We start from the raw sequence: 26,406 nt of genomic DNA, 5'->3' as shown, positions 1-26,406 counted from the left end.
CCACCACCCTAGTTTTATTCGTGCTCCCATTATAAACAGATTGGTTGTTCATTTTTTGTCAAAATCGCAGGGCGAATACCAAAAAACGTTCGACTTCTTTCGGCGTAAGTAGGTAGAAATAGCTAAAGAGCGCGGGTCTTTCTGCAATTGAAGCTATTATTATGGTGGATTGTTGCAGACTTTGGAGAATGTTGATGGAAGATTGTTGGAAACTTTTTAGTCATCAGTTTCTCTTAAATCATCTCTTTCATGAAACCTAATTCTTTAACCTAAAAAACACGCAAAAAAACCTGCACTCAACTGAGTACAGGTTTGCTTATGTATTTGGTAGCGGCGGAGGGAGTCGAACCCACGACCTCACGGGTATGAACCGTACGCTCTAGCCAGCTGAGCTACACCGCCAAATCATTTTGTCGTTAGCGACATTTATTAGTATACTAACATATCCAATCAAAGTCAACATAAAATCTAAAATAAACTATTAAAACCAAAAGAGGATGACTTTATAAAAAGCCATCCTCTCCTAAAATGTCCTCGCATTAGGTCAGCAAGTTATCCTCTACGGGCGCCTCGACCCCCGCGTTTAGATTCTGTTTGACGCTTCAATGTTGAGATGCGCTCCTCACTATCTTTTAAGAAGCGGCTCATCTTGTCTTCAAATGACAAAGACGGACGTGCTTGGTTGGGTCTTGGTCCACGACCACCACCTTGTGGACGATTTCCACCGCCTTGCGGACGGCTTGGACGCTGTGAATTGTTGAAAGGGCGACTTGGACGATCTGGGCGTGCTGAACGTTCTGGACGTGCTGGGCGTTCAGATGGAGCTGGACGCTCTGGGCGATCAACAGCTTTACGAATAGAAAGGCCAATCTTTCCATCGCTTTCCACATTCACGACCTTAACAGTAACCTCGTCCCCAACCTTTAGAAACTCATTAATGTCCTTAACATAATTATCAGCGACTTCACTAATGTGTACAAGGCCAGTAGAACCACCCGGCAGCTCCACAAATGCACCAAAGTGAGTGATTCCTGTAACCTTACCCTGTAACTTGCTGCCTACTTCGATTGACATGAAAAAATAGATCCTCCTTAAGAAATCTGAAAATGTTCATTTATTTTATATTATACCTGAATAGAAAAAAATGTGTCAATTTGTTGACGATCCAGGTAATTTAAACAAAGTTTCACCAGGCTTAGTTAGATAATAATCTCTTCTTGCAATTTCAGCAATATAATCAAGGTCATTGTAATTTTCAATGTCCTGTCTTAAACGAGCTTCCTCTGCTTGTAATTGCTTGAGTTGCTCCTCTAACTCCACCTGTTCTTGCCTTTTTTCATCTAAGGAAGAAGCCTGGGTATAGATAGACACAGAGGCAATACTAGCTAAAGCTACAACGAAAATAGCCATTACACTTAAGCGTCGCAAGAGTCCTCTTCGCTTCCTTGCCGCCATTTCTAGCTCCTGTTCTCGTTGTTGGATATAGGTATTATCCATTTCTCTCACTCTAGACGTACGATCTGTGATCATCTTTTATCACCCCTTATTCTTTCTTCTTCCTCATTGATTGGAAAAATTCCTTTATTTTGTGTAAAATGGGTTGTAATTTTTTTACTTGTTTGTGTAGTCCTGTCCATTTATAAAGAAGGAGTAACACCCATCTCACTGGCTTCCAAATGAGTTTGAATAAGAATAACAGAACGGCCAAACAAGTCGTTAATACCATAATACATAAGGAATAGAGGACTTTCAATAAGTACTTAATGGGGTTGATCAATAATATTGTAAAAAGCCTTATTGTTATTCGGTATAATTGGATAGATTTGGTAATTATGCGTTCGAGCAATGTTTGATAAAAAGTCCGAAACAAGGATTGGTAAGCTGCAAATCCGCAAACCAACGCCAAGAAAATATAAAAGCGAACTTCGCCATAGTTAGATTGCAACAACACATAAAAAACAATGAGAGCCTGTACGAGCCAAAACAATACATCATTGCAAGCAGTCAGCCAATTGAAAGAAGGTTTGTTTCGATTACGAGTGAAACGTCCATACGTATCAATAGCTGCTCCGATGTATATCCCCATTGCAGCCATTGATAGCATAGTATAAAACTGTATTGTTAGCGTCACTTAAATAACTTCCCAAAGAAACCTTTTGATTTGTCTTCCTGACTTTGGTCAAGGTACACTAAGTCATAAACCTTCCCTTCAATGGAAACAATTCCTTGTTCAACGTTTAAATTTTTCATATGCAAGTTTTGGCCACGTACCGACAGAAATCCCATCACAGTCTCCAAAAGAAACTCTTCATTATCAAAACTCTCTACTTGTTTCACACCCGTAATATCTAATTGTCTTCTCGCTTTAAGGATAACATCGTGGTCGTTATTTTTTCTTTCGCGTCCCATTGGTGTCCCAAACTCATAATGCTCATCCATACAAAATCCCTCCTCCATAATGCTTTCATAGCAGTGTATGAAGAAGGGACCCAAATTAGAACAAGCCTATTGTTTTCATTATGATACAGGAGCTTCGCTAACAATCGTGTACATAGTGCCTGCCTCATCTTTTCTTACAACATCGCGAACATCATCAATTCGAACCGTAACAAGCTTTTGCCCAAATCGGATAATCAATTCATCACCAGCTTTAACGTTGGAACCTGCTTTAGCTACTTGTCCATTGATCGTGATACGTCCTTGATCACATACTTCCTTTGCTAATGTTCGTCGTTTAATTAATCGAGAAACTTTTAAAAATTTATCTAAACGCATCATTATCCCTCCTATTTTCGTTCCAGTTGTTTTGCTTCTTCCCATTTTTTATCTAACTCTTCTAACGTCATATCTGTTACCTTTTTTCCTTCAGCTTGCAAAGATGTCTCAATGTATTGAAACCTTTTTTTAAACTTCCGATTTGTGCTTTGAAGGGCTTCCTCGGCATCAATTTGGTAAAAGCGTGCCAAGTTTACAACGACAAAAAGAATGTCTCCTAATTCTTTGTGCATGTTCTCATGGTTGCCTGCCTTCACTTCATCGCTAAATTCATCCATCTCTTCTTTAAGCTTCGTCCACATAGGTTCGACATCATCCCAGTCGAATCCTACTTTAGCTGCCTTTTTTTGCAATTTTGTTGCTTCCATCAAGGCAGGTAAACCTTTTGGTATCGAAGACAAAATCGATGTATGCTCTGATTCTCCTTTTTCCTGCTTTTTAATTTCATCCCAGTTGGTCACGACTTCATCAGCATCATTTACCGTTACTTCTCCAAATACATGAGGATGTCTACGAATCATTTTTTCAGTGACAGTTGCAATTACATCACGAATCGAAAAATAACCGTCATCTTCGCCTATTTGAGAGTGAAGCATAATTTGTAACAGCACATCGCCGAGCTCTTCAACTAAATGCTCATCATCTTCCTCGTCTATTGCTTCCAATACTTCATAAACTTCTTCGACAAAGTACTTTTTCAGCGACTCATGCGTTTGTTTTTGGTCCCAAGGACATCCATTTGGTCCTCGTAATGTAGCAATCACTTCACGTAGTTTTGAAAATTCGCCATATAAATCTGTTTCCTGCTGAATAGGTGGCACATAAACAGCCGTTAAGTTATTCAAAGTCGTAACACGATCGAGTTCATATAAAGGGACTTTTAATAGTTGTTCCTCTTTGGAACCAACAGCCGTCGCAATCGTTATTTCATAATCATCAGGCAAACGCTCCATCAGTGTCAACTTCACTTCTGATGCAATCATTGCATCATACACTTGAACAATGATCATGTGATGAGTCAATTCCATTTCATCTCTTTTTAATGCTGTACCATCGACAATTTGACAGCCTTCAATTGGATCAATTTTTAACGAAGTGTACATTGCATCTAAGAAGCTTTGCCCACCAAGAACCTTAAGTTCAACATGTCCGTTCTTTTCTTCTTGTAGAAGCAGTTGAACCGTTTTTTCAGCTACAAGCGGATGTCCGGGTACAGCATATGTAATACCCCCATATTCTTCAGCCTTTTGTAGAAGCTGATCACAAATTGATTGATAAACAAGATCAAACTGATCATGCTGTTCATATACTTCGTCAAAAGAAATAAAGGAAACACCTTCTTTTTTCAACTCATCCACAGCAGGATGGTCACTCGTTCGAACATAAATGATATCTTGTTTTTGAATATGACGATATATTCCTAAAGGGAGTTGCTCTAGATCACCTGCACCTAGTCCAATAATTGTAATTTTTTTCACTGTCACCTTCTCCTTCTAAGGACACGTTCCCTGATCTTATTTAACTTCGGAATTTTGCTCCATTCTTCTTCTGTAAAAACAGCAAAAGTAAATAAACCGCACGCAACAACTAAACCTCCGATGCCAGCAGATGTTAAAGCAATCACTGTATCAATGAATCGATCTTGTGTTGCAAAAAAAGCGGTTATCCCTTTTTTCCAAAGGGCCGTTACAAATCCCATCAGAATAAATATCAGTACAATGCGTCCATAAGCTCCATAACTTCCGATAGATAATTGCTTTTTCTTTTTTAACGAGATTAACAAATAAATAACCATCATAACTATGGCTACGACTGTTGACCACGCTGCTCCTATTGTTCCAAAATAAGGAACCAACAAGACATTCAAAATTAACTTTACTGTAATACCAACAGCTACCGCTATCGCAGGTAAGTAAGCTAAATTATATCCTTGTAGGACAGCAGAAATTGTCACAAAAAAGGAGCTACCCACAACGGCGAGGCTCAACACTCGTAGTACATCCGTTCCTGTTACATTTGTAAATAACATGTGGTTAGTCGGTTCAATAATGATCACAAGACCTACTGTAGCGGCTCCCCCAATTAAAAATGTGAGCCGGTAAGATAGATCTTGATACTTGCTTGCCATTCTTTGCTTATTCTCTGCTATAGCCTTTGAAATCATCGGAACTAAAGCGAGGGATAACGTTGTTGTTACAACTGTCCCTAACTGAAGCAAAGGTTGGCCACGGTCATAGACCCCTTTTGCAATATAGGCTGTTGTTGATGGAACTCCACTTTTCTGGAGCAATTGAACAATAGTAAATGCATCAACAAGTTGAATTAATACAAACATAAGGGCACTTAAACAAATAAAAAGGCTGTGCTTCATTATCTCTATATTATGCTTCAGAATACCGGTTACCTTTATTTTTTTAGGATGAACTAATTGTTTCATCCAGACTGCTTTTGTCCAAATTAATAATACAATGATTCCAGTTAGACCACCAAAGAAGGAACCGTAAGCAGCTCCAGCACCAATTTGATAGGCATCATAGCCAATTGTAACAAACAAATATGTAAAGCCAAGTATGAGGAGCACTCTTACAAACTGCTCGACAATATGTGAGACAGCAGTGGGCATTAATTCTCCTTCTCCTTGATGATAGCCTCTTCCAATACTTAAAAATGGTAATAAAAGCAACACATAACTCATCGCTCGAATCGGTCGAGTTAGATTCTCATCTCCCATCATTTGAGCAATCCAAGGAGCTAACAAAAATAACACGATCCAGCTGAGGAAAGAAAACAATACCAATCCATAAAAAAGCAAACTAGTAACACCCCTAGCTTCCTCTTTGTATCCTTTCGCTAATAACTCTGACCTTTGCTTGGAAAGAACAACTGGAAAGCCATACATCGCTAGCGTGATCACAATCCCATATAACGGATAAATTTGTTGATAAACGTAATACCCAATATCACCTGATAAATTTTGGTATGGAATTCGATACACCGCACTCAACACTTTTGCAAGTAGTGCAGCAGCAGATAAAAAAGCTACACCTTGCAGCAGATCTCGATTTTTCACATGATTCTCACCTTTCTTTTCATCATCTTATCATAACAGGTTCCAATGTTCTAAACAGACCCCATTTTTCGGAGACGAATAAAAGAAAAAGCCCGTCCTCCTGTAAAAGAGGCGAGCTTTTTCAACCTTATGTTTATTGTTCCATTTGTCTAGCTAAAAAGCTTGCTGCTGTTTCTGCTAGCTTTTGTTCAATTGTTCCTGAAAGCTCTTGTTCTTTGCTAAAGATGACAACAGCGCCAATTGGGTCTCCATTTGCAATAATTGGTGTAACAACATACCCTTTTAGCTCATCTGTATGGTCGCCTACGAGATTATGTTCTCCCGCATTTGTTTCCACTTTTGTCTTTCTTTCATCCATAACCTTTTCAACAATTTCACCAATGCCTTTGTTGGCATATTCTTTTTTAGGTGCTCCCGCAACTGCAATAAAAGTATCGCGATCAGCAATGAGCACATATTGGTTTAAGCTATCATAAAGTGCTTCAGCGTACTCCTTAGCAAAGTCACCTAACTCAGAAATAGGCGAATATTTCTTCAAAATCACTTCGCCATCACGATCAACGAAAATCTCGAGAGGATCTCCTTCTCGGATTCGAAGTGTTCTCCTGATTTCTTTCGGGATAACAACCCGTCCTAAATCATCAATACGACGTACGATTCCTGTAGCTTTCATACTGTATTGCCTCACTTTCTAATGATGTATTCACTTGATGGTAAGTGGTAAGAAAATAACCATTTCTTTTCTTATCTCTAGTATCTTTCGTAAAAAAAGAACTATTCACCAATTCTTGAATTTCTTTGGTAGTCTAAAGATCCCATCTGTTCCATCTTTTAGAAAGTAAGGTTCGGGTATTGCTACTTTTTCGCTTCCTGGAGACCTTGAATGATCTTTTCAATAAACAGCAATACTTGTTCATCACTTAAGGACTTGGTTTTAATTACCAGTTTAATTTTTTCTCCTGAGGACCCTAATATCACTTCTCGACCTAATTTGTGAGCAATTTCAAACAGTTTTGCCCCATCCATTAAAGCTGTTGCCTCTTCGGAAAGGATGATTTCAACTTGATCTTTTGACTCTGTAATCTGTTCGATTTTTTCTTCGTTTGCTAACAATTTAATATGAGTTAAACGAAGAAGGAAATCCACTTGTTTTGGATATTCGCCGAAACGATCAAACATTTCATCTTTCAAGTCCGTTAAATCACTTACCGCTTCTGCCCCTTTGAATCGCTTATACATTTCAATCTTTTGCTTAGCATCATGAATGTAGGTTTCTGGAATGTAGGCGTCAATTTTAACATCAAGCTCTACTTGGAAAGGAGGCTCCTTCGGCTTATCTCCTTTTCTTTCTTCAATAGCGTCTTTTAACATTTGTGAATAAAGATCAAATCCAACCGACTCAATAAAGCCATGTTGCTGCGCCCCAAGTAAATTCCCTGCACCACGGATTGTCAAATCACGCATAGCAATCTTAAATCCAGATCCGAGTTCAGTGAATTCTTTAATGGCTTGCAACCGTTTCTCAGCGACCTCTGTTAACACTTTATCTCTTTGATAGGTAAAGTAAGCATAAGCAACTCGATTTGACCTACCCACACGTCCGCGAATTTGGTAAAGCTGGGAGAGCCCCATTTTATCAGCATCATAGATAATAAGTGTATTCACATTTGGAATATCTACACCTGTTTCAATAATCGTTGTTGTGACGAGCACATCACTTCTTCCTTCAAGAAAATCAAGCATAATTCCTTCTAGTTCTCGCTCATTCATCTGGCCATGGGCATAGCTAATCCGTGCGTCTGGAACGAGCATCGAAAGCTGCTCTGTCATTCGCTCAATGTCCTCTACACGATTATAGAGGAAATAAATTTGTCCACCTCGGCTCATTTCACGTTCAATTGCCTCTCGAATTAAAGCAGCATTATACTCGACCACATACGTTTGAACAGGGAAACGATTTTCAGGTGGCGTTTCAATGACAGATAAATCACGCACGCCAAGCATTGACATGTGCAACGTTCTTGGAATCGGTGTTGCTGTCAATGTGAGGACATCAATATTTGATTTTAGCTGCTTGATTTTTTCTTTATGGGTTACTCCGAAACGTTGTTCCTCATCGACAATGAGCAAAGCCAAATCTTTGAACACGACGTCTTTTGATAAAAGACGATGAGTCCCAACAATTAAGTCTACGGAACCAGCTTTTACCCCTTTTAACGTTTCCGTTTGTTCTTTTTTCGAACGGAATCGACTTAAAACACCAATATTAATAGGAAAGTCGGTGAATCTTTCTTTGATCGTCTCATAGTGTTGCTGAGCTAAAATGGTCGTTGGAACTAAAATGGCTACTTGCTTGCCATCCATAATCGCTTTAAAAGCAGCGCGAATGGCTACTTCTGTTTTTCCATAACCAACATCTCCACATAATAAACGATCCATTGGACGTGTTTTTTCCATGTCCTCTTTGATTTCAGCAATCGCACGAATTTGATCTTCGGTTTCTTGATATTGGAACGAAGATTCAAACTCTGCCTGTTCGTTGTTATCTTCTGAAAAAGCAAATCCAACACTTGCTTCACGTTCTGCATAAAGCTTAATTAAGTCATCTGCAATATCTTCTACAGATGATTGCACTTTCTTTTTAACCTTTTTCCAATCATTACCGCCAAGTGCATAGATCTTAGGATCTTTTTCTTCAGAACCAACATACTTTTGAACTTGGTCAATTTGTTCAACAGGAACATATAGTTTGTCATTCCCTGCATATCGTAAATGCAAATAGTCTTTATGAAGCCCATTAATCTCGAGCGTTTCAACTCCAAGGTACTTTCCAATCCCATGATTGGTATGAACGATTAAATCGCCAACTTTAAGCTCAGAGTAACTTTTAATTCTTTCAGCGTTTGAGATCGCTTGTTTACGCTGTGGTCTTTTCGTTTGTTTTTTTGCAAATACTTCTTCTTCCGTTATGACAACAAGCTTGCTTGATGGTAGCTCAAAACCTGATTGCAAACTCCCTACCATAATTTGAACTTGACCACCAACTAATTCAGTAGCTTGTTCGATTAGTCTTGTATCGATTCCTTCTTCTTCTAAATTTAAAGATAGCCTATTAGCACGTTCTTTTGATTCAGCTAAAAAAACAACAGCTTGATTGCCCTTAACCCACCTTTTCACCTCTGAAACAAGCAGTTCCATCTGACCATGAAACTGTTGCATCGATTTACAAGAAATCGTCAGCACATTTTGCGGGTTTGTTGCAGCCACGTGTTTCAAAAACAAGGATAAGTAAAGAATAGAGAACTCAGATTTTTTCAGCACTTCAAAAACCGGAACAGACATTGAGACATCATGAACAATTTCCCCTTGTTCAAGTAATGCCGTGTTCCATTCCGCTTCTTCCTTCTCTAAATTATCAGATATCTCTTTTACTCTTGAAACCTCGTCCAATACCACAACCGTTTCACTCGGAGCATACGAAAAGAGTGAATGTTCCCCTTCATAATAAAGAGACATGTATTTATACATCCCTTGGAACGTTGAGCCTTGCTTTAGCTGTCCGATTTCATAAGAGATATGCTGTGATAATTTCTCTTTCGTTTCTTTTGCTTTTACCTTCTTTAACGTACTAGTTAACCCTTCAGATAAACGCTCTGCCGCTTTTTGATAATGTTCCTTATATAAAAGAACTTCTTGGGCTGGTCCAATGACCGCTTTCTTTTTTTCTTCTTTTGAACGTTGTGTATCGACCTCAAACGATCGTATAGAATCAATTTCTGTATCAAAAAGCTCAATTCGAATCGGATCAGATTCTGTTAGTGGATAAAGGTCAATGATTCCACCACGAACACTCACTTCCCCTGGCGCAGCTACCATATCGACACGTTGGAAACCCATCATAACAAGCTTTTCAAGCAATGTATTAATATCACCAATGTCCGTTCCTACTTCAAGATCTACTTGGCAGTCTCTCCACAACTGAGCTGGTGGTAGTTGTCGTCTTACCCCTGCTAACGGCGCAATAATGATTCCTTTAAATGATTGTACGAGCTTGTTTAAGACATCAATTCGCTGAGCTTTCATTTCCGGACTGGCAATCGCAATTTCAGCTGAAATTAACTCATTTACCGGATACAAAAGAACATCCTCTTCATGTAACAATCCTACTAAATCGTCATATAACTTTTGTGCTTGATATAAATTATGCGTGACAACAAGCATCGGCCTTTTCGTTTCTAAGTAGACCGATGATAGAAATAATGTTCTAGCCGATCCGGTTAAACCCGAAATAAGCTGTTCTTTCATGTTTGTTTCTAAACTATCTGAAACCGCTTTTATCTCATCGTTTGTACGTAAATATTGTTGCAATCCCGACATGATGTTCCCCCTGTTATTTCTTCACCTTTTCCATGAGTAGCTCTCATCATTTATGTAAGTCATTTTTCATCCTCTTACCATATATCTATTCTCACTCTTCTCTCTCTATTCTTTGCGAAAGCCTATATTCCTGCCTATGCAGAACAGAAAAACGCTTTGGTATACAACCAAAGCTGTTCATTCCTTTAATTATTGAATAAGATGATCGAGTTGATACAGATCTGGGTTTCTTGACAATGCCTCATGGCAATCCTCACAGATTGCGTTAACATGTAAATCTCCATTTGACTGGTACGATACCATTTCTGTTCGTTCCTCATTCGTCAAATGATCAAACCCTAATGATTCTGACTTCATTTGCTGATCAATTGCGCCCATATTGGTTTTGCAATGACGGCAATAATAATGAATGGCCAAGGCAAAAGCCTCCTTTTGCTATACTAAGTAACCATTATTATTAACAGCAAAAAAGCTCTCTATACGATTTTAATTAAATTCATTCATAACTTCAAGAAAAGTCTTCGTTGTCCAAGCTTCTACCGCTTTAGAAGACTCAATAATCGATTGTGCAACAGGTTCACGTTCTTCAGGTCGGTATGTACCAAGTACATAATTAACGATAGACTCTCCCTGCTCTGGTCGGTCTATCCCCACACGAATTCGTTTAAACTCTGGCGTGCCTAAATGCTGGATGAGAGACTTGATTCCATTATGTCCCCCAGCGCTACCTTTTTGACGCAGTCTTATTTTCCCAACAGGCAAATCCATATCATCATAAATAACGAGCACATCTTCGACATCGATATCAAAGTAGTCCATTAATGGTCTTACACTTTCTCCAGATAAATTCATATATGTAAGTGGCTTAAGGAGAATAAGTTTCTCCCCATTAATAACACCTTTTCCAAATACACCTTTAAACTTTGATTGATCTAATTCAATTCCTAATTGTTTAGCACAATAGTCAATACAATCAAATCCAACATTGTGACGAGTCCCTGCATACTTCGCTCCAGGATTTCCTAAGCCAACAACTAACTTCACTTGAACATCCCCTTGACGTTTATTCTATATGTAGTTTTTCTATAAACAAGCTATACATTCCTTCTATAAAAATGAGGTGTCTCAAATGGGACGAGACCCAGTTGAGACACCTTAGTATCATTATTCTTCTGTCTCGGACTTGCCTTCTTCTGCTTCTTCAGCAGCTTCAGCTTGTTCATCTGGAGCTTGCTCATTTTCTTTTTCAGCAGCAGGTGCCTGTACCGTTATAATTGTTTCTTCATCTTCATGTGCAATATCAACCTTTACAGATGAACGAATATCTGCCACTTGGATTGAATCGCCAATATTTAAATTCGAAACGTCGACTGAAATCTCTTCTGGAATGTCTGCAGGTAAACATCTAACTGTTAATTCATACATTAAGTGTGTTACCATGCCGCCCTCTTTTTCTCCTGGAGATTCTCCATTTAAACGAACAGGAACATTTGCATCAATTTCAGAAGTCATATCTACTTCAAAAAAATCGATATGAGTATATTCGTTCTTAAGAGGGTCAATTTGAAGATCATGAATCATAACTTGATGCTTCTTCTTCCCTGTGACATCTAGTGAGAACAATCCATTTTTCCCAACTTCTCTAACCGTTTTAAGAAAGTCAACACTCTCAACAGCGACTGGCTGGCTATCAATTTTATTTCCGTACAAGATAGCAGGAACATACCCCTCTTTACGAATCTTTCTTGTAGCTGATCCCCTAAGGTCATCTCTTGGATTAGCCTTTAAAACCGTTGCCATACGAATCACCTCAAATTAGATTTAAACACTCTATATCATATGTTCCCAAATCAGTAGTATTTAAACCTTTTTTTAACAATTTGAGGATGGTGAAGAACTATTTTTAATCAAATAACTTACTTACAGAAGCATGCTCATGTACGCGAATAATGGCTTCACCCATTAATGCTGCTACAGAAAGCTCTGTTACTTTTTCACTCTTCTTCTCATCTTCTAAGACGATCGAGTTTGTCACAACAAGCTCTTTAATTTTTGAGTTATTAATACGCTCCATTGCTGGACCAGATAAAACAGGATGTGTACAGCATGCATACACTTCTTTTGCTCCATGCTCTACTAAAGCGTTAGCCGCAAGTGTAATCGTTCCAGCCGTATCAATAATATCATCAATAATAATCGCTGTTTTGCCTTCAATATTCCCAACGATATTCATCACTTCTGATACATTTGGTTTCGGTCTACGTTTATCAATGATGGCAATTGGTGCTTTCAAGCGATCAGCCATTTTACGAGCACGTACTACCCCACCATGGTCTGGCGAGACGATGACAATATCATCTAGTTGCTTTTCAGAGAAATAATCAGCCAAAATAGGTACACCCATTAATTGATCAACAGGGATATCAAAGAATCCTTGAATTTGCGTTGCATGTAAATCAAGCGTTAAAATTCTTGTTGCACCAGCTGTTGTAATTAAATTTGCCACGAGCTTAGCTGTAATTGGCTCACGTGCACGAGCTTTTCGATCTTGACGTGCATAGCCATAATAAGGCATAACAACATTAATCGTACGTGCTGATGCTCGCTTCAAAGCATCAATCATAATTAACAGTTCCATGATGTGTTCATTTGCTGGAGCTGAAGTTGATTGAATGAGATAAACATCACATCCACGGATACTTTCCTCAATATTAATTTGAACTTCGCCATCACTAAAACGCGTAACAGAACTCTTTCCCATTGGTACCCCAATGTGTTCTGTTATTTCATTAGCCAGTCCTTTATTTGAATTTAACGTAAAAACCTTTAAGCTAGGATCGCCATATTTAGCCACTATTTTTTCCCTCCGGTATTCTAATTAACCTTAGTTAGGTATCTATATAAAAATGTAAAAATTTGTTACCTGCGTAAAAAGCAAAATAGCTATTTCATTGGTCCGGTTGAAAAAGGTCTGCCTTTTCCAACCATTTCTTGCTATTGTTTTTTTAAGTAATCAGGCTTATTCATCTGCCTAGCTCTCGCAATGGATAATGCCTCTCCTGGAACATCATCAGTAATCGTTGAGCCTGCAGCCACTAACGCACCTTTTCCGACGGTTACAGGGGCAATTAAATTAGCATTGCATCCAATGAATGCACCGTCTTCAATGACCGTTTTAAATTTATTCTTCCCGTCATAATTCACCGTAACAGCCCCACAGCTAAAGTTTACATCCTTCCCGACCTCAGCATCTCCAATATAACTTAAATGAGAAGCCTTACTTCCTGGACCCATAACTGCTTTTTTAATTTCAACGAAATTTCCGATTCGAACGTCATCTGAAATCGTTGAATCTGGTCGAATGTGGGCAAATGGACCAATAGCAACATTGTTTCCAACTTCACTATCATGAACAACAGATTGGCGAATCGTCGTATCATTACCAATTGTACTATCTTTCAGTTCTGAGTTCGGGCCAATTGTACAATTTTCACCAATGACCGTTGCACCTTGAATAACCGTACCTGGATAAAGAATCGTATCCTGACCGATTGATGACTCTGTTGAAATATAAGTATTATTTGGATCTACAATGGTGACTCCTTGGCGCATCCAATGTTCATTAATTCGGCGTTTCATAATGGTTTCCGCTTCAGCTAAAGCAACTCTGTCATTTACACCAAGTGTTTCGTTAAAAGATGGTGTTTGGTAAGCAGAAATGGTTTCTCCGCTTTTTTGTAGTATTTCAATAACGTCGGGTAGATAATACTCACCTTGAACATTATCATTGCCCACTTTTTTAAGAGCTTCAAATAGAGCTGCATTATCAAAACAGTACGTACCTGTATTGATCTCCTTCACACTTCGCTCATCTTCTGTTGCATCCTTATGCTCAACAATACGTTCAACAAGACCATCTTTATTACGAATCACTCTTCCATATCCGGTAGGATCTTCTGCATGAGCAGTGAGAATGGTCGCTTTCGCCTTTTCCTTATCATGACATGTAAGCAAATGATCAATCGTTTCTGCTGTTAAAAGTGGCGTATCACCACAAAGTACAACGGTCGTGCCTTCTTTGCCTTCTAAGATACTCGCTGCTTGCATTACCGCATGACCAGTACCTAGTTGTTCTTCTTGAACAACATAAGAAACATCATTTCCTAGTTGTTGTTGAACGACTTCTGCACCGAATCCAACGATCGCTACTTTGTCTTCAAATCCTAAGCTCGAAACTTGGTCAACAACATGCTGAACCATAGGCTTTCCACAAACAGGATGAAGTACTTTATATAATTTAGATTTCATTCTTGTTCCTTGGCCAGCTGCTAAAATAACTGCATAACGATTGCTCATATTTCCCCTCCAGGCATTGCATTTTCCCTTACGAATATATCCTAAAACGCTGGCCTTTTCAAGGAAATATCGGTTTAGGAACCAAACACTACAAAATTGTCACTTTCATTTGGAGTTTAAAACAAAAAAAAGAACCCTAAATTAGGGCTCTCTTACGTTTTAAGAAGCTCCAGCTTCTTCAAATTCAATTTCTTCAAATTCTCCAGCTTTATCATACTCTGTCAATACAGCTGTTTGAATTTTTTCTCTTGTTTGAGAAGAGATTGGGTGCGCAATATCACGAAACTCGCCATCTGGGGTTCTTTTGCTAGGCATTGCAACAAATAACCCATTGTTACCATCGATTACGCGAATATCATGTACCACAAACTCATGGTCAATCGTTATAGAAGCTATTGCTCTCATACGGCCTTCCGTATTTACTCGACGCAATCTCACATCTGTTACCTGCATTGTTGGCCACCACCTAATATTTGTTTATTCTTACTTACACAATTCTCTATAAAAGTACGAATTCCTTCTTTAGACAAAAAATTTTTTATTTTTTTATTGATTTTTGCAAAAACTTGCTGAAACCATTGTTATTTCGCCTTTTTTCACCGGTAAGCGATTACAAATAAATCGCTAGATCTCTCAATCACCTATATTTCTCAAAAAAATTTCATTGGAATTCCAGTATATTAAGTGGAATGGAGCGGAAGGCACTTGACTCCTGCGGGAAAAAGAGGAAAAGGCAAGACACCACTGACGGAACGTCGTGGGGGCTTGGCTCCTCCCCGCGGAAAGCAAGTGCCTGAAGCGCAATGGAACGGGCCCGTAACGAAACAAACAGCCTAAAAAAAGAAAAAGAGTGGCGCATTACCACTCTGATCTTTCATTACTTAACTAAAGCAATTACTTCAATTTCAACTAATACGTCTTTTGGTAACCTTGCCACTTCGACACAAGACCTAGCTGGTTTATGTGTATCAAAATATTGACCATACACTTCATTAATAAGAGGAAAATCTTCCATGTTTTTAATGAAAACTGTTGCTTTTACAACTGTTTCAAACGAAGCTCCCGCTTCTGTTAAAACGGCATTTAAGTTTTTAAATACTTGATGTGTTTGTTCTTCAACTGTTCCGTTTAACAGTTCTCCTTCAGCTGTTAGAGGAATTTGTCCAGAACTATAAAACATATTGTTTACGATAACTCCTTGAGAGTAAGGTCCAATTGCATCTGGTGCTAGTTTCGTATGAATAGTCTTCATTTAATTCTCCTCCGATTCCATCTTTTCTAATAATTCTAATACACTGCCTGGTTCAACCGTTATCGTTTTGTTTCGAACATCAACGTTTGATAATTTCGTAATCGACATATACTCGTCTACTAAACGCTCTTCTACACCAACTGACTCTACTAAGACTCCGATGCCTACTAGTTCAGCTTGAAACTCCTCAAGTAGGTCCATCATTCCTCTTATCGTACCGCCAGCTTTCATGAAATCATCGACAATAAACACACGTGAACCTGGTGCTAAACTCCGGCGTGCCAATGTCATCGTTTGAATTCGTTTCGAAGAGCCTGACACATAATTAATACTAACCATAGAACCTTCCGTCACAAGGTGGTCTCTTCTTACAATACTAACCGGCACATTTAAATATTGGCCAACTGCATAAGCAAGAGGAATTCCTTTTGTTGCAACAGTTAAAACAGCGTCAATTTTTTGATTCGCTAGAACGGATGCAAACACTTGTCCAAGACGTTGAATGAACTTTGGATTACCTAAAAGGTCCATCATATATAAATATCCACCCGGCAAAATACGTTCAGGAACTGCTAGCTTATCGATTACTTCATTCACAAATTCTTCAGCTTGTTCAGAATGAATGCGAGGAATAAATTTTACTCCCCCACTTGCTCCGGAAATTGTCAGGAGCGACCCATAACCTTCTCCTTCAAAAATCTCTTTTACAATAACTAGGTCTTCACTAATCGATGACTTAGCTGATTGATAACGCTCCGAGAAATGAGTAAGGGAAATCACCTCGTGCGGGTGCTGCAATAAGAAATAGGTCATATCTACAAGGCGGCCACTACGTTTAAGCTTTTTCATATAACCTCCACTAAAACCGAATATTTTAATTTAATATATCACGTTCGTTCGGTTTTAATCAAGTCCCTGACGACCGAATTAGTCTGACAGCGTAAACATCCTGACAAAATCCTCTAAGACCATTGTAAACTCGGTGTAGTCTTGATTCATGTTCAACAAGTCCAAAAACCGTAGGCCCACTTCCGCTCATTAACACTCCATCTGCCCCAAAACGAATCATTTGTTCTTTAATATTTCGAACCTCTGGGTACATGTCCAACGTAACCGACTCAAGGACATTATGTAAATTGTCACAAATACTAGCAAAGTTTTGTTGCTCAATTGCATGTATCATTGCTTTCGTATTGGCATGCTCAATTTCTTGTACCTTTAACCGTTTATAAACTTCTGCTGTTGATACCCCGATTGGAGGCTTGGCAAGAATCACCCAACAAGGAGGCGGCGAAGGAATTTGCTGAATGATCTCTCCACGTCCCGTTGCTAGAGCTGTTCCTCCGTACACACAAAAAGAGACATCTGAACCAATTTCAGCTCCAAGTTCCGCTAACTCATCTAGCGTTAACCCTAAGTTCCATAATTGGTTTAATCCTTTCAACGTTGCAGCCGCATCGCTACTTCCTCCTGCTAAACCAGCAGCTACAGGAATACGTTTTGTAATGTAAATCGATACTCCCTTTTTCACATCATACCGTTTCTTCAGTAAATCCGCAGCCTGATAAGCTAAATTTCTATGATCATTCGGAACAAATCCTTCTGATACATCCACTTGAATAGTCCCATCTTCTCGATCCGTCAGGTCAATCCTATCGGCCAAATCAACCATAGTCATGATCATCTCTACCTCATGAAACCCATCCTCGCGTTTTCTAATAGCATCAAGCGACAAATTAATTTTCGCTGGTGCTTTCACAGAACATCTCACACTCGTCACCTTCTATATCCGTTTGCTTACGCTATTTTATCATTTGTCAACTAAACATACCACCTGTTGTCGGTTTTTCCATCATATAGTCATATTATCATACACCAAAAGGAAGGATTAGGAAAATTAAGAACGGTCTCGTTGAAAAAAGCCAGGCAAACATTCTCCTGGCTTCCTAACATTATTTCATTCTATTTTGTTGATTTGCAAGTTGTTGCTCGGCTATTTCAATTGCCCGTTTAACCATATTCCCAGCATCCCTTGACCGAATACCGCCCCAACCTTCCTTTTGAACGGTATCATAGAACCCAAGTTCCTTGGCAAGTTCCTCTTTAAATTGGTCAGACATGACGCCTCTTCTTCTACTCATGTCACAACAACTCCTTTTAAAAGGATAAGGATGTCGTTTCTACAACGACATTTGTAGTATTTGCACCATACAGACAAATATAACCCTCTGAAATTTACCTTCAGAGGGTTATATTTGTCTGTATATCTTATATCTAGTCCAATTATGCCTTTAGAACCGTTGAATCAAGACCCTCTTCACAGAGCATTAACTCAACTGTTTCCGTTAAAATGTCAGCATAACTATAAGAAACTCGTTCAAACGCATTTTGTTGTTCATCTAATTTCACAATGAACACAGAAGGGTAAGTTTCTTCAAGAAGACCAGAACGCTCCGACGTTTTCCGACGACCACCATTTGCCTTAATCGTAATTCTCTTACCAACATTAGCATCCAATGCACGCTTAATGTCTATTAATGTTTTTGCCATTACGACACCCCACCTCACTGTATGTGTAGTATAGCACAATCTACATTTTTCGTCAAATAAATTTAAAATTATATCAAGCAAACGAGAATTTTGTCAATCTATTTTGACGAAAAAATAAATAACACTTACTACTAATTCGACCTTAGTATGGGTAGAATCAGAAAAATTATGTATTGAAAGTTTATTTAGAAAAGAGAGATTTCCTTACTTTAACGAGTGGATGTATGGAGATAGGACAAATACATTAGTAGGTTTGTTTTATGCGGCAAGTCGAGAAGTATATGCGGATTGTACATTTTTTTGCGGCTCTTTTACTCTATTTGCGTCTTAACCAAACCTTTTGCGGAACTTTCCTCTTATTTACTACTTATTCTTCTCTTATGCTTATCTTGGCTATTCTTTGCACCTGTATTTCTTTTTTTGCCATCTTCCATCGCTACCGACGCAAAGAGGAAAAAAACCTAAGACTAGAGACAACTCTAAATCTTAGGTTTTTGCTCTTTATTCATATTTCATTGGCATCCCGCGTCTCATCACGCCTTTTGTTTCGACGCCTCCTAGACCTTTTTCACCTGTAATTGTATTACGAAGGACGTCTGAAAGGCTTACTCGGTCCATAAATGATGTCAGGCTTACTCTAGAAGCAATATAAACAGGGTCAAGTGCATGAATGTTCACACGATCAGGTGAACTTGCAAAATTAGAACCCGCTTTAATCAATGTCTCAAAATGAGATTGACACGCTCCTGCAAAAATAATTAATTCATCGCGATGCCAAGAATGTTTTCTAGCTATGCGAACACATTCGGCAAAATATTTTGTATTGCGATATGAACGTATATCACGTTCATCGCCTTTTGTTTTTAAATAAGCGTCATGGCCAGTTACGACAACGATGTCTGGCTGAACCATTTTTAATAGCGAACCAATTTGATCAGGCATTTCATGTTCAGGAAGATGTACTCCGTAAACAGGTACACCCAGTTTATTATATAGCTCTGTGCATTTACGAAGATACAGGCCATCACCATCAATATGAAGGACACGACCTCGCAATTCAAAATACTCTGATTCGCTCTTGTACCTAGATGTGACTTGATAGTCTCCACGCTGTTTCATTAATTTCGCATCTTGCCTGAAAAGTAGATAAGAATGTTCTTCGAGTTCTTTCGACTTTTTCTCATGCTCTGTTCGATCTTTTTCTGAAACGAGGACAACATCATCTATCGGGGCATCTGCCAGTAGACGCATATCTTCACCATGAAGTTCTACATAATCAGGAAATATTTCTACAACCCTAAACAACAAATCACATTGATACGAAGGGCGAGCGACGATATCCCCTTTTTTAAGCTTCATTGCCACGCCTCCTCTCCACTTAAAATATGTGGAAAAGAGGGCAAGTGTGCTAGGATCTTGGAAATCTTTTTAGTAATGATTCGCTTAAGCTTGCAAACTCCTCAAGCGAAAGTGTTTCTCCTCTTCGCTTAGGGTCAATACCCGCTTCATTCAAAGCCTCTTCAATATCTTGCTTTCTTTCTTTTGGACCTAAATTGTGAACAAGGTTATTTAGGATCGTTTTTCGTCTATTTGCAAAACAAGCATGAAAAACTTGAAAGAAATAAGACTCATCCGAAACTGTTACAGCAGGTTCTTCTCGAATGGTAAGACGCAAAACAGCCGAATCCACTCGTGGCTGCGGAACAAATACAGTAGCTGGTACAGTTAGTACACGCTCTGCTTTAGCAAAATACTGTGCCGCTATCGATAATGCTCCGTATTCTTTTGTGCCTGGCTTAGCTGCAATCCGATCCGCTACTTCTGCTTGAATCATGACAACAATTCCTCGAATCGGCAAATGTTCCTCCAAAAACTTCATCAATATTGGAGTCGTTACATAATAAGGCAAGTTCGCAACAACCATAATGTCCTCTATACCTTGAAAGTTTTCCTCTATCGCTTGCTGCAGGTCTGCTTTTAACACGTCAGAATGAATAATAGAAACATTATCATATGGAGAAAGTGTATCTTCAAGGACTGGAAGCAATCGTTGGTCAATTTCAAAAGAAACAACTTTTTTAGCTCGTTTTGCTAACTGTTCAGTCAAAGCTCCAATCCCAGGTCCAACCTCGATTACACCTGTGTTTTCCGTAATATCTGCTGAACCGACAATGTTTCTTAACACATTCGTATCAATTAAAAAGTTTTGCCCTAAACTCTTTTTAAAGCTAAATCCATACTTGTTTAAAATCTCTTTTGTACGTGCTGGCGTTGCTATATCTTTTATCATCAGTTTTGTTCCTCCTCAAACACACGCTGTATTGCTTCTCGGAACTCATTTGTAGAAATCCGAAACGTTTGAAGACGTTTATGAAGCTGCTTACCATTAGCATAGCCAATATGAAGCAAATCTCCTAAACGCTCACGTCTTTGTTTGGCATTAGGGCCTGCTATAAGACCAGCTGCGTGTAAATCCTGCCAATCAATTAACTCTGTTTGAATGATCTCTTCTTGCTTTGCATGACTAAGAGCTTGGCGAATTGCCTCAGGTGTTGCATTTTCCACTCCTAAATCATCTTTGTTTTTTGAAATTGCTTCTTTCTTAGGTAAAAAAGCGTGCATGCATTCTGGTACTCGGTCAGAAATGATTCGACGGATTCGCTCACCTGGATAATCTGGATCTGTTAAAACAATGACCCCTCTTCTTTCCTGAGCAAGTGCAATTTGGGCAAGGGTACTTTCACTTACTGCCGATCCATTCGTTTCGATCGTGTCTGCATCTACTGCCCTTTTTATCGCTACCGTATCATCCTTACCTTCTACTACAATGACTTCTTTAATTTTCATATTATACCCCTAACAATTAGGCTCGTTCTATTTTAACCTGAAAAACAGATAATTAACATGTTATGTATAGTTGATTCTGCTTGGTAGCGGTTGTGGGGTTATCTTTCTTCTTTTTCCACTACCTCTAAATCCAACTTTGCGGCCGTGATTTCCTCTTTCTTCTCTTTCTGCTACCTTTAAACCCCTCTTTGTGGCCGCGGCTTCTTCTTTCTTTTCTTTTCACTACCGCAATAACACTCCAAACATATAACGGTTCCTCTCATTGCTTAGAGCCTAAGGAAAAAGGCTAGTTCGTCCTTTTTCGATTCAATTTGCAATGGTTCCACTCGCCGTTCGCCTTTTGAGAAGTTCACTCAAAAGCCTCAAAACATACGGCGGTTCCTCTCATTGCTTAGAGCCTAAGGAAAAAGGCTAGTTCGTCCTTTTTTGATTCAATTTGCAATGGTTCCACTCGCCGTTCGCCTTTTGAGAAATTCACTCAAAAGTCTTAAAACATACGGCGGTTCCTCTCATTGCTTAGAGCCTAAGGAAAAAGGCTAGTTCGTCCTTTTTCCTTAGGCTCTAAAAAAACACAGGGTGGCTCTTCACCCTGTGCATGTATTAGTTAATAATAGTAATCTTCACCGTACGTCTTCCCCATGCACGTGCATCGGATTTTGTCGGTACATGAACATCAATCTTATTGCCAACAATTGCTCCGCCTGTGTCACCAGCAATGGCTTCTCCATATCCTTCTACATGGACACGAGAACCAAGTGGAATGACATTTGGATCAACGGCGATTACCTTCATATTACGATTATTATTTAAATTAATGCCAGTCGCAGTAATTCCGCTGCATCCGCTGCATCCTGCTGTGTAAGCAGTTGCCGTAACTGTCATTGTTCGACCGTTACTAGAAGAGGAACTACTTGAACTTGAACTACTTGAACTTGAACTACTTGAACTAGATCCACGAGACACAGTAGGTGCTGGTTGCGTTCCTACGGCTACGATACGGTCCTTGCTTTCTTTTACCGTTTCCGTTTTTACAAGCTCCCTAGACACTTCTTCTCCGTCTTCGAGTACTACTTCATAGTGTTTATTCACTTTTCCTTCTTCTCCAGCTTGAACAACTTCTTCTCTTCCAGATCGTAATTCACTATCTTTTCTTGTCACTGTTCCAAACGCGACAGACTCTTCCACCACATCGGTGACTTTTTCTACACGTATTACTTGAATTTCTGATTCTCGGTCAAGCCTTGTTTCTAATGCAGGCTCAACGCGATCAAGCTCACTTAATGTAACACTTTCTCTCTCTAAAAAGTCAGCGACAGTCGTCGAAGTTGTCCATAATTCATGCTGTTCTCCGTCACTAGTAAGCTCTACTTGAAAGGCAGATTCATAGATTAGATTCATTCTGTCAGTAATTTCTTCGTTTAATGCTGGCGAAAGTAAGTCATGTTCTTCTCGGTAGTCAATATTTAATTCTTTTATGAGTTGTTCCACATCATCTGCAGTCGTCCAAACCGGTTCTTCATGACCTTGGATTGTCACAAATACTTCTTTAGCTTGATTCCATGTAACAGATAAGTTACCTGTAATTTCTGTGTCTAATCCTGGTTCTATAAAGTCGTAATCTTGGACTTCCCATTCTTGCTCCTTCATCAGTTCAGCAACGGTAGATGCATGTGACTGCACTGTAACTTCTTCTCCATCAATAGAGATCGTTACTGTTGCTTTAGTCGCCTCGTATACAGCGTACGTAATCACGCCTCCAAAGAGTATGAGACTGATAACGGAGATAACCAACTTTTTCCTAAAACTTAGAGCAGGAAGGAGTTGGCTCCTGTTTGTTTCCATCTCAATGAATTCCTCCTTCTCAACGTCCGAATTATAAACACTGTACCTCCTTTTGTCAACTCACTAATTTTTGTTAATTGCCGCATTGTCCTTATTATCTATGAAAACGCAAGCAAAGGAAACAAAAACTTATCGACACGTCCACTTTATGCATCTACCAATGTTTGTAGAACTATTTCGAATCAACGAATATTTAGACAAGCCTCGTCAAAAAAGCCTATAATTTGCTATCAAGATATGCCAAATAATTTTTTTGCATTCTCAGTCGTTTGCTGCACAACGTGGTCATATTCTAGCTCACGAAGTTCAGCAATTTGTTCGGCAACAAGTTTCACATAAGCTGGCTCATTTCTTTTTCCTCGATTCGGGTGAGGAGCTAAATATGGACAATCGGTCTCGATAAGAAGTCGATCTAGTGGAACGGCTTTTGCTACTTGTTTCGGACGTTTTGCATTTTTGAATGTAACAGGACCCCCAAGAGATATATGAAAATTCATGTCCAAACATTCCTGTGCAATTTCCACACTCCCTCCAAAGCAGTGCATAATGCCCCCTACTTCACTGGCGTTTTCTTCCTTCAACATATCGACAATATCTCGATCTGCTTCACGATTGTGAATAATAATAGGCAATTTTACCTTCTTTGCTAAACGAATTTGTTCACGAAATACTTGCTTTTGAACCTCTTTAGGCGATTTATCCCAGTGATAATCCAAGCCCATTTCCCCAAGTGCTACTACTTTCCGATGTGAACTTAATTCTTCTAACCATTGTAAATGCTCGTCCTTCATGTCAATTGCATCTACTGGGTGCCAACCGACCGCAGCATAAAGAAAGTCATACCTTTCGACTAATGCCATTGCACGGTTAATCGTTTTCTCATCAAATCCAACGACAACCATATATTCAACACCAGCTTCTTTGGCTCTACCGAGTACTTCTTCTAAATCTTCATCAAATTGATCTGCATTTAAGTGAACATGTGTATCAAATAACATGCTGTACCTACTTCCTTTCACCATAATAAAAATGAGCTTTCTACTCTCCTGAAGAATAGAAAGCTTCTCATTTTTCGGGAGTGCCTAAGGTAAGTCAAATACCTTTGGCCACCCCCTCCTTACCGATTTATTTAACTTGTGCTCCATTTGGTAAGTTTCCATCAATTGTAGCAAGTTGCAATTTTTTACCTTTTGATCCTGCTAAAATCATCCCTTGAGAAAGTTCTCCGCGTAATTTTACAGGTTTTAAGTTCGTTACACAGATTACTTTTTTTCCAACAAGATCTTCCGGAGAATAGAATTTCGCAATTCCAGAAACAACTTGACGCTTCTCAGAACCTAAATCAAGCTGTATTTTCAATAAACGATCTGCTCCTGTAACAGGCTCAGCATGTAAAACTTCTGCGACACGTAATTCTACCTTTGAAAAGTCCTCAATGGTGATTTCGTTTTCTTCAACTTCAGGTACGTCTTCTTCCTTCTTTGTTGACCCACCCATCATTTCTTTAATATGAGCGACTTCGTCTTCCATATCAAGACGAGGGAAGATCGGATCGCCCTTTTCTACTTTTGTTCCACTTGGAATTTGAGCAAATGTTTCAAGTGTAGACCAAGCTGTCAGCTCATTTGAAAGACCTAGCTGTTTCCAAATACGTTTAGGAGTTTCTGTCATAAATGGTTGTACCATAATAGATACTTGACGGAGTGATTCAGCAAGGTGATACATAACTGAACCTAACTCTTCTTTCTTTGCCTCGTCTTTGGCAAGAACCCACGGTTGCGTTTCATCAATGTATTTATTGGTCCGACTAATTAACTGCCAAATCGCAGTTAAAGCAACGGAGAACTCCATTTCTTCCATCGCATTTTCTACTTTTGTAACAGTCGCTTCTACTAACTCAACTAAAGACGCATCAAACGGTGTTGCATCTTTCACATAGTCAGGCATTTGTCCGTCAAAGTATTTGTTAATCATGGCCACTGTTCGGTTTAATAAATTCCCTAAATCATTAGCTAAGTCGTAATTCACGCGCTCAACAAAACCTTCTGGTGTAAAGACTCCATCTGATCCGAATGGAACTTCACGCAACAAGTAATAACGAAGTGCGTCTAAACCGTAACGATCAATAAGAGGCACGGGATCGACGACATTTCCTTTTGATTTTGACATCTTTCCGTCTTTCATTAAAAGCCAGCCATGACCAAACACTTTCTTCGGTAGTGGCAAATCAAGAGCCATTAACATAATAGGCCAATAAATCGTGTGGAATCGAACAATCTCTTTCCCTACTAAATGAACATCTGCTGGCCAATATTTATTATAAAGTTCTTCGTTGTCACTGCCATAGCCAAGAGCAGTAATATAGTTAGATAACGCATCAATCCATACATAGACAACATGTTTTGGGTTACTAGGAACTTGAACTCCCCATGTAAACGACGTACGAGATACAGCTAAATCCTCTAAACCCGGTTTAATAAAATTGTTAATCATTTCATTTTTTCTAGATTCCGGTTGAATAAACGTAGGATTTTCTTCATAAAACTTCAAAAGTCGGTCTGCATAGTTGCTCATCTTAAAGAAATAAGACTGTTCGCGTACCTTTTCTACAGGGTGTCCACTATCTGGACTTTTTCCTCCAATTACTTCTCCCTGCTCATTTTTTATCGGATCAACTAGTTGGCGTTCTGTATAAAACGTTTCATCAGGAATGGAATACCAACCTTCATATTCATCTAGATAAATATCTCCCTTTTCAAGCAAACGCTCAAATATTTGAGCAACGACCTTTTTATGACGTTCTTCGGTTGTACGAATAAAATCATCATAAGAAACATCAAGCTTCTTCCAAAGCTCTTGAATTCCAGCTACAATTTGATCTGTGAATTCTTGAGGAGTTTGTCCCTTTTCTGCTGCTTTTGTCTCAATTTTTTGCCCGTGCTCATCTGTACCTGTTAAAAATCGAACGTCATAGCCACGTAAGCGCTTATAACGTGCCATCGCATCTCCTGCCACTGTTGTGTATGCGTGGCCAATATGCAGCTTGTCACTTGGATAATAAATAGGGGTTGTTAAATAAAATGTCTTCTTTGGATCTGTCACAAAAACTTCCTCCTCTAATAACGTAAAAATATAGTAGCTATGTACAAACAATACAAAAAACCCTCATCCGATCGGGACGAGAGCATCTCACGTGGTACCACCCAAATTTCCCTTTTCATTTCACAACAAAAAGGCTCATGAAGTCTAAGACTTCTTCTGTTAACGCCAGCTACGTTACTCCCTTATGCAAGCACTCGAAAGTAAACTCCTCCAGGACCATCTTCCAACAAGCACC

Annotated in this window: 26 protein-coding genes, 1 tRNA gene and 1 other annotated feature (1 of these 28 running past the window's edge); all 27 genes read right to left on the bottom strand. The window is 39.1% G+C overall.

Translation table 11 applies throughout. From position 1 onward, the window contains the following. Nucleotides 1–325: 325 nt before the first annotated feature. Nucleotides 326–402 (bottom strand) — tRNA-Met (locus N0O92_RS20880). 150 nt (nt 403–552) lie between these two features. Next, on the bottom strand, nt 553–1,074 hold the full coding sequence (locus N0O92_RS20875; RefSeq protein ID WP_315616639.1) for a S1 domain-containing RNA-binding protein: 522 nt from the start codon (nt 1,072–1,074) through the stop codon (nt 553–555). A gap of 75 nt (nt 1,075–1,149) precedes the next feature. Further along, nucleotides 1,150–1,530 carry an FtsB family cell division protein gene (locus N0O92_RS20870; protein ID WP_315616637.1) on the bottom strand — a complete coding sequence of 127 codons (381 nt, stop codon included), beginning with the start codon at nt 1,528–1,530 and terminating at the stop codon, nt 1,150–1,152. Between the two features lie 13 nt (nt 1,531–1,543). Then, the gene (gene yabQ / locus N0O92_RS20865) at nt 1,544–2,131 is read right to left on the bottom strand and encodes a spore cortex biosynthesis protein YabQ (protein WP_315616635.1); all 588 of its coding nucleotides are present in this window, start codon (nt 2,129–2,131) and stop codon (nt 1,544–1,546) included. After that, entirely contained in the window at nt 2,128–2,439 is a 312-nt protein-coding gene (gene yabP / locus N0O92_RS20860) for a sporulation protein YabP (protein WP_315616633.1), read from the bottom strand. The genes yabQ and yabP overlap by 4 nt, the downstream gene beginning before the upstream one ends. A gap of 78 nt (nt 2,440–2,517) precedes the next feature. After that, nucleotides 2,518–2,775 (bottom strand): RNA-binding S4 domain-containing protein, encoded by a 258-nt coding sequence (locus N0O92_RS20855; protein WP_315616631.1) that lies wholly within the window; start codon nt 2,773–2,775, stop codon nt 2,518–2,520. An 11-nt stretch (nt 2,776–2,786) separates the two neighbouring features. Then, nucleotides 2,787–4,253 carry a bifunctional methyltransferase/pyrophosphohydrolase YabN gene (gene yabN, locus N0O92_RS20850; protein WP_315616629.1) on the bottom strand — a complete coding sequence of 489 codons (1,467 nt, stop codon included), beginning with the start codon at nt 4,251–4,253 and terminating at the stop codon, nt 2,787–2,789. Between the two features lie 2 nt (nt 4,254–4,255). After that, a complete protein-coding gene (locus tag N0O92_RS20845; protein WP_315616627.1) occupies nt 4,256–5,845 on the bottom strand; it encodes a putative polysaccharide biosynthesis protein in 1,590 nt (529 codons plus the stop codon). Nucleotides 5,846–5,978: 133 nt separating this feature from the next. Next, nucleotides 5,979–6,518: a stage V sporulation protein T gene (gene spoVT, locus N0O92_RS20840; RefSeq protein ID WP_315616625.1), complete on the bottom strand. Its 540-nt coding sequence runs from the start codon at nt 6,516–6,518 to the stop codon at nt 5,979–5,981. A gap of 182 nt (nt 6,519–6,700) precedes the next feature. Beyond that, nucleotides 6,701–10,222 carry a transcription-repair coupling factor gene (gene mfd, locus N0O92_RS20835; protein WP_315616623.1) on the bottom strand — a complete coding sequence of 1,174 codons (3,522 nt, stop codon included), beginning with the start codon at nt 10,220–10,222 and terminating at the stop codon, nt 6,701–6,703. A gap of 189 nt (nt 10,223–10,411) precedes the next feature. Beyond that, the gene (gene fin, locus N0O92_RS20830; RefSeq protein WP_315616621.1) at nt 10,412–10,639 is read right to left on the bottom strand and encodes an anti-sigma-F factor Fin; all 228 of its coding nucleotides are present in this window, start codon (nt 10,637–10,639) and stop codon (nt 10,412–10,414) included. Nucleotides 10,640–10,708: 69 nt separating this feature from the next. Then, nucleotides 10,709–11,266 (bottom strand): aminoacyl-tRNA hydrolase, encoded by a 558-nt coding sequence (gene pth, locus N0O92_RS20825; RefSeq protein WP_315616619.1) that lies wholly within the window; start codon nt 11,264–11,266, stop codon nt 10,709–10,711. 120 nt (nt 11,267–11,386) lie between these two features. Next, nucleotides 11,387–12,022 carry a 50S ribosomal protein L25/general stress protein Ctc gene (locus tag N0O92_RS20820; RefSeq protein WP_315616617.1) on the bottom strand — a complete coding sequence of 212 codons (636 nt, stop codon included), beginning with the start codon at nt 12,020–12,022 and terminating at the stop codon, nt 11,387–11,389. A gap of 103 nt (nt 12,023–12,125) precedes the next feature. After that, on the bottom strand, nt 12,126–13,076 hold the full coding sequence (locus N0O92_RS20815) for a ribose-phosphate diphosphokinase (RefSeq protein ID WP_315616615.1): 951 nt from the start codon (nt 13,074–13,076) through the stop codon (nt 12,126–12,128). A gap of 140 nt (nt 13,077–13,216) precedes the next feature. Further along, nucleotides 13,217–14,578 carry a bifunctional UDP-N-acetylglucosamine diphosphorylase/glucosamine-1-phosphate N-acetyltransferase GlmU gene (gene glmU / locus N0O92_RS20810; protein WP_315616613.1) on the bottom strand — a complete coding sequence of 454 codons (1,362 nt, stop codon included), beginning with the start codon at nt 14,576–14,578 and terminating at the stop codon, nt 13,217–13,219. Nucleotides 14,579–14,737: 159 nt separating this feature from the next. After that, complete coding sequence (gene spoVG / locus N0O92_RS20805; protein ID WP_315616611.1) at nt 14,738–15,031, bottom strand: septation regulator SpoVG; 294 nt, start codon at nt 15,029–15,031, stop codon at nt 14,738–14,740. A 424-nt stretch (nt 15,032–15,455) separates the two neighbouring features. Next, nucleotides 15,456–15,830, bottom strand: a complete 375-nt coding sequence (gene ridA, locus N0O92_RS20800; protein WP_315616609.1) for a 2-iminobutanoate/2-iminopropanoate deaminase — start codon at nt 15,828–15,830, stop codon at nt 15,456–15,458. Then, nucleotides 15,831–16,679: a pur operon repressor gene (purR, locus tag N0O92_RS20795; RefSeq protein ID WP_315616607.1), complete on the bottom strand. Its 849-nt coding sequence runs from the start codon at nt 16,677–16,679 to the stop codon at nt 15,831–15,833. A gap of 58 nt (nt 16,680–16,737) precedes the next feature. Continuing rightward, nucleotides 16,738–17,601, bottom strand: coding sequence for a 4-(cytidine 5'-diphospho)-2-C-methyl-D-erythritol kinase (gene ispE / locus N0O92_RS20790; protein WP_315616605.1), 864 nt, complete (start codon nt 17,599–17,601; stop codon nt 16,738–16,740). Between the two features lie 181 nt (nt 17,602–17,782). Beyond that, nucleotides 17,783–17,971, bottom strand: coding sequence for a small, acid-soluble spore protein, alpha/beta type (locus N0O92_RS20785; RefSeq protein ID WP_315616603.1), 189 nt, complete (start codon nt 17,969–17,971; stop codon nt 17,783–17,785). A 142-nt stretch (nt 17,972–18,113) separates the two neighbouring features. After that, nucleotides 18,114–18,380: a biofilm formation stimulator Veg gene (gene veg, locus N0O92_RS20780; RefSeq protein ID WP_315616601.1), complete on the bottom strand. Its 267-nt coding sequence runs from the start codon at nt 18,378–18,380 to the stop codon at nt 18,114–18,116. A gap of 501 nt (nt 18,381–18,881) precedes the next feature. Next, nucleotides 18,882–19,739: a sporulation peptidase YabG gene (yabG, locus tag N0O92_RS20775; protein WP_315616599.1), complete on the bottom strand. Its 858-nt coding sequence runs from the start codon at nt 19,737–19,739 to the stop codon at nt 18,882–18,884. Nucleotides 19,740–19,788: 49 nt separating this feature from the next. Then, complete coding sequence (gene rsmA / locus N0O92_RS20770; protein WP_315616597.1) at nt 19,789–20,670, bottom strand: 16S rRNA (adenine(1518)-N(6)/adenine(1519)-N(6))-dimethyltransferase RsmA; 882 nt, start codon at nt 20,668–20,670, stop codon at nt 19,789–19,791. Continuing rightward, nucleotides 20,670–21,227, bottom strand: a complete 558-nt coding sequence (rnmV, locus tag N0O92_RS20765; RefSeq protein WP_315616595.1) for a ribonuclease M5 — start codon at nt 21,225–21,227, stop codon at nt 20,670–20,672. Before rnmV ends, rsmA begins: the two co-directional genes overlap by 1 nt. 600 nt (nt 21,228–21,827) lie before the next feature. Next, nucleotides 21,828–23,069 (bottom strand): resuscitation-promoting factor, encoded by a 1,242-nt coding sequence (locus N0O92_RS20760; protein WP_315616593.1) that lies wholly within the window; start codon nt 23,067–23,069, stop codon nt 21,828–21,830. 230 nt (nt 23,070–23,299) lie between these two features. After that, on the bottom strand, nt 23,300–24,067 hold the full coding sequence (locus N0O92_RS20755; protein ID WP_315616591.1) for a TatD family hydrolase: 768 nt from the start codon (nt 24,065–24,067) through the stop codon (nt 23,300–23,302). A gap of 127 nt (nt 24,068–24,194) precedes the next feature. Further along, nucleotides 24,195–26,171 carry a methionine--tRNA ligase gene (metG, locus tag N0O92_RS20750; protein WP_315616589.1) on the bottom strand — a complete coding sequence of 659 codons (1,977 nt, stop codon included), beginning with the start codon at nt 26,169–26,171 and terminating at the stop codon, nt 24,195–24,197. Nucleotides 26,172–26,240: 69 nt separating this feature from the next. Beyond that, nucleotides 26,241–26,406, bottom strand: a binding site (T-box leader); it runs 86 nt beyond the window's last position.

It is taken from the genome of Alkalihalobacillus sp. MEB130 (genome assembly GCF_032335535.1).
In the GTDB taxonomy this organism is placed as follows: domain Bacteria; phylum Bacillota; class Bacilli; order Bacillales; family Bacillaceae_D; genus Halalkalibacter.
Note: the sequence above shows the minus strand (reverse complement) of the source record. Positions and strands in the feature narration are given on the sequence as shown.

What these genes read in the sequence shown, in the direction of transcription:
- N0O92_RS20875 (WP_315616639.1), bottom strand. Translation starts at nt 1,074, where the DNA reads ATGTCAATCGAAGTAGGCAGCAAGTTACAGGGTAAGGTTACAGGAATC.
- N0O92_RS20870 (WP_315616637.1), bottom strand. Translation starts at nt 1,530, where the DNA reads ATGATCACAGATCGTACGTCTAGAGTGAGAGAAATGGATAATACCTAT.
- yabP (WP_315616633.1), bottom strand. Translation starts at nt 2,439, where the DNA reads ATGGATGAGCATTATGAGTTTGGGACACCAATGGGACGCGAAAGAAAA.
- N0O92_RS20855 (WP_315616631.1), bottom strand. Translation starts at nt 2,775, where the DNA reads ATGCGTTTAGATAAATTTTTAAAAGTTTCTCGATTAATTAAACGACGA.
- spoVT (WP_315616625.1), bottom strand. Translation starts at nt 6,518, where the DNA reads ATGAAAGCTACAGGAATCGTACGTCGTATTGATGATTTAGGACGGGTT.
- mfd (WP_315616623.1), bottom strand. Translation starts at nt 10,222, where the DNA reads ATGTCGGGATTGCAACAATATTTACGTACAAACGATGAGATAAAAGCG.
- N0O92_RS20820 (WP_315616617.1), bottom strand. Translation starts at nt 12,022, where the DNA reads ATGGCAACGGTTTTAAAGGCTAATCCAAGAGATGACCTTAGGGGATCA.
- glmU (WP_315616613.1), bottom strand. Translation starts at nt 14,578, where the DNA reads ATGAGCAATCGTTATGCAGTTATTTTAGCAGCTGGCCAAGGAACAAGA.
- spoVG (WP_315616611.1), bottom strand. Translation starts at nt 15,031, where the DNA reads ATGCAGGTAACAGATGTGAGATTGCGTCGAGTAAATACGGAAGGCCGT.
- ridA (WP_315616609.1), bottom strand. Translation starts at nt 15,830, where the DNA reads ATGAAGACTATTCATACGAAACTAGCACCAGATGCAATTGGACCTTAC.
- purR (WP_315616607.1), bottom strand. Translation starts at nt 16,679, where the DNA reads ATGAAAAAGCTTAAACGTAGTGGCCGCCTTGTAGATATGACCTATTTC.
- N0O92_RS20785 (WP_315616603.1), bottom strand. Translation starts at nt 17,971, where the DNA reads ATGAGTAGAAGAAGAGGCGTCATGTCTGACCAATTTAAAGAGGAACTT.
- veg (WP_315616601.1), bottom strand. Translation starts at nt 18,380, where the DNA reads ATGGCAAAAACATTAATAGACATTAAGCGTGCATTGGATGCTAATGTT.
- yabG (WP_315616599.1), bottom strand. Translation starts at nt 19,739, where the DNA reads ATGAAGCTTAAAAAAGGGGATATCGTCGCTCGCCCTTCGTATCAATGT.
- rsmA (WP_315616597.1), bottom strand. Translation starts at nt 20,670, where the DNA reads ATGATAAAAGATATAGCAACGCCAGCACGTACAAAAGAGATTTTAAAC.
- rnmV (WP_315616595.1), bottom strand. Translation starts at nt 21,227, where the DNA reads ATGAAAATTAAAGAAGTCATTGTAGTAGAAGGTAAGGATGATACGGTA.
- N0O92_RS20760 (WP_315616593.1), bottom strand. Translation starts at nt 23,069, where the DNA reads ATGGAAACAAACAGGAGCCAACTCCTTCCTGCTCTAAGTTTTAGGAAA.
- N0O92_RS20755 (WP_315616591.1), bottom strand. Translation starts at nt 24,067, where the DNA reads ATGTTATTTGATACACATGTTCACTTAAATGCAGATCAATTTGATGAA.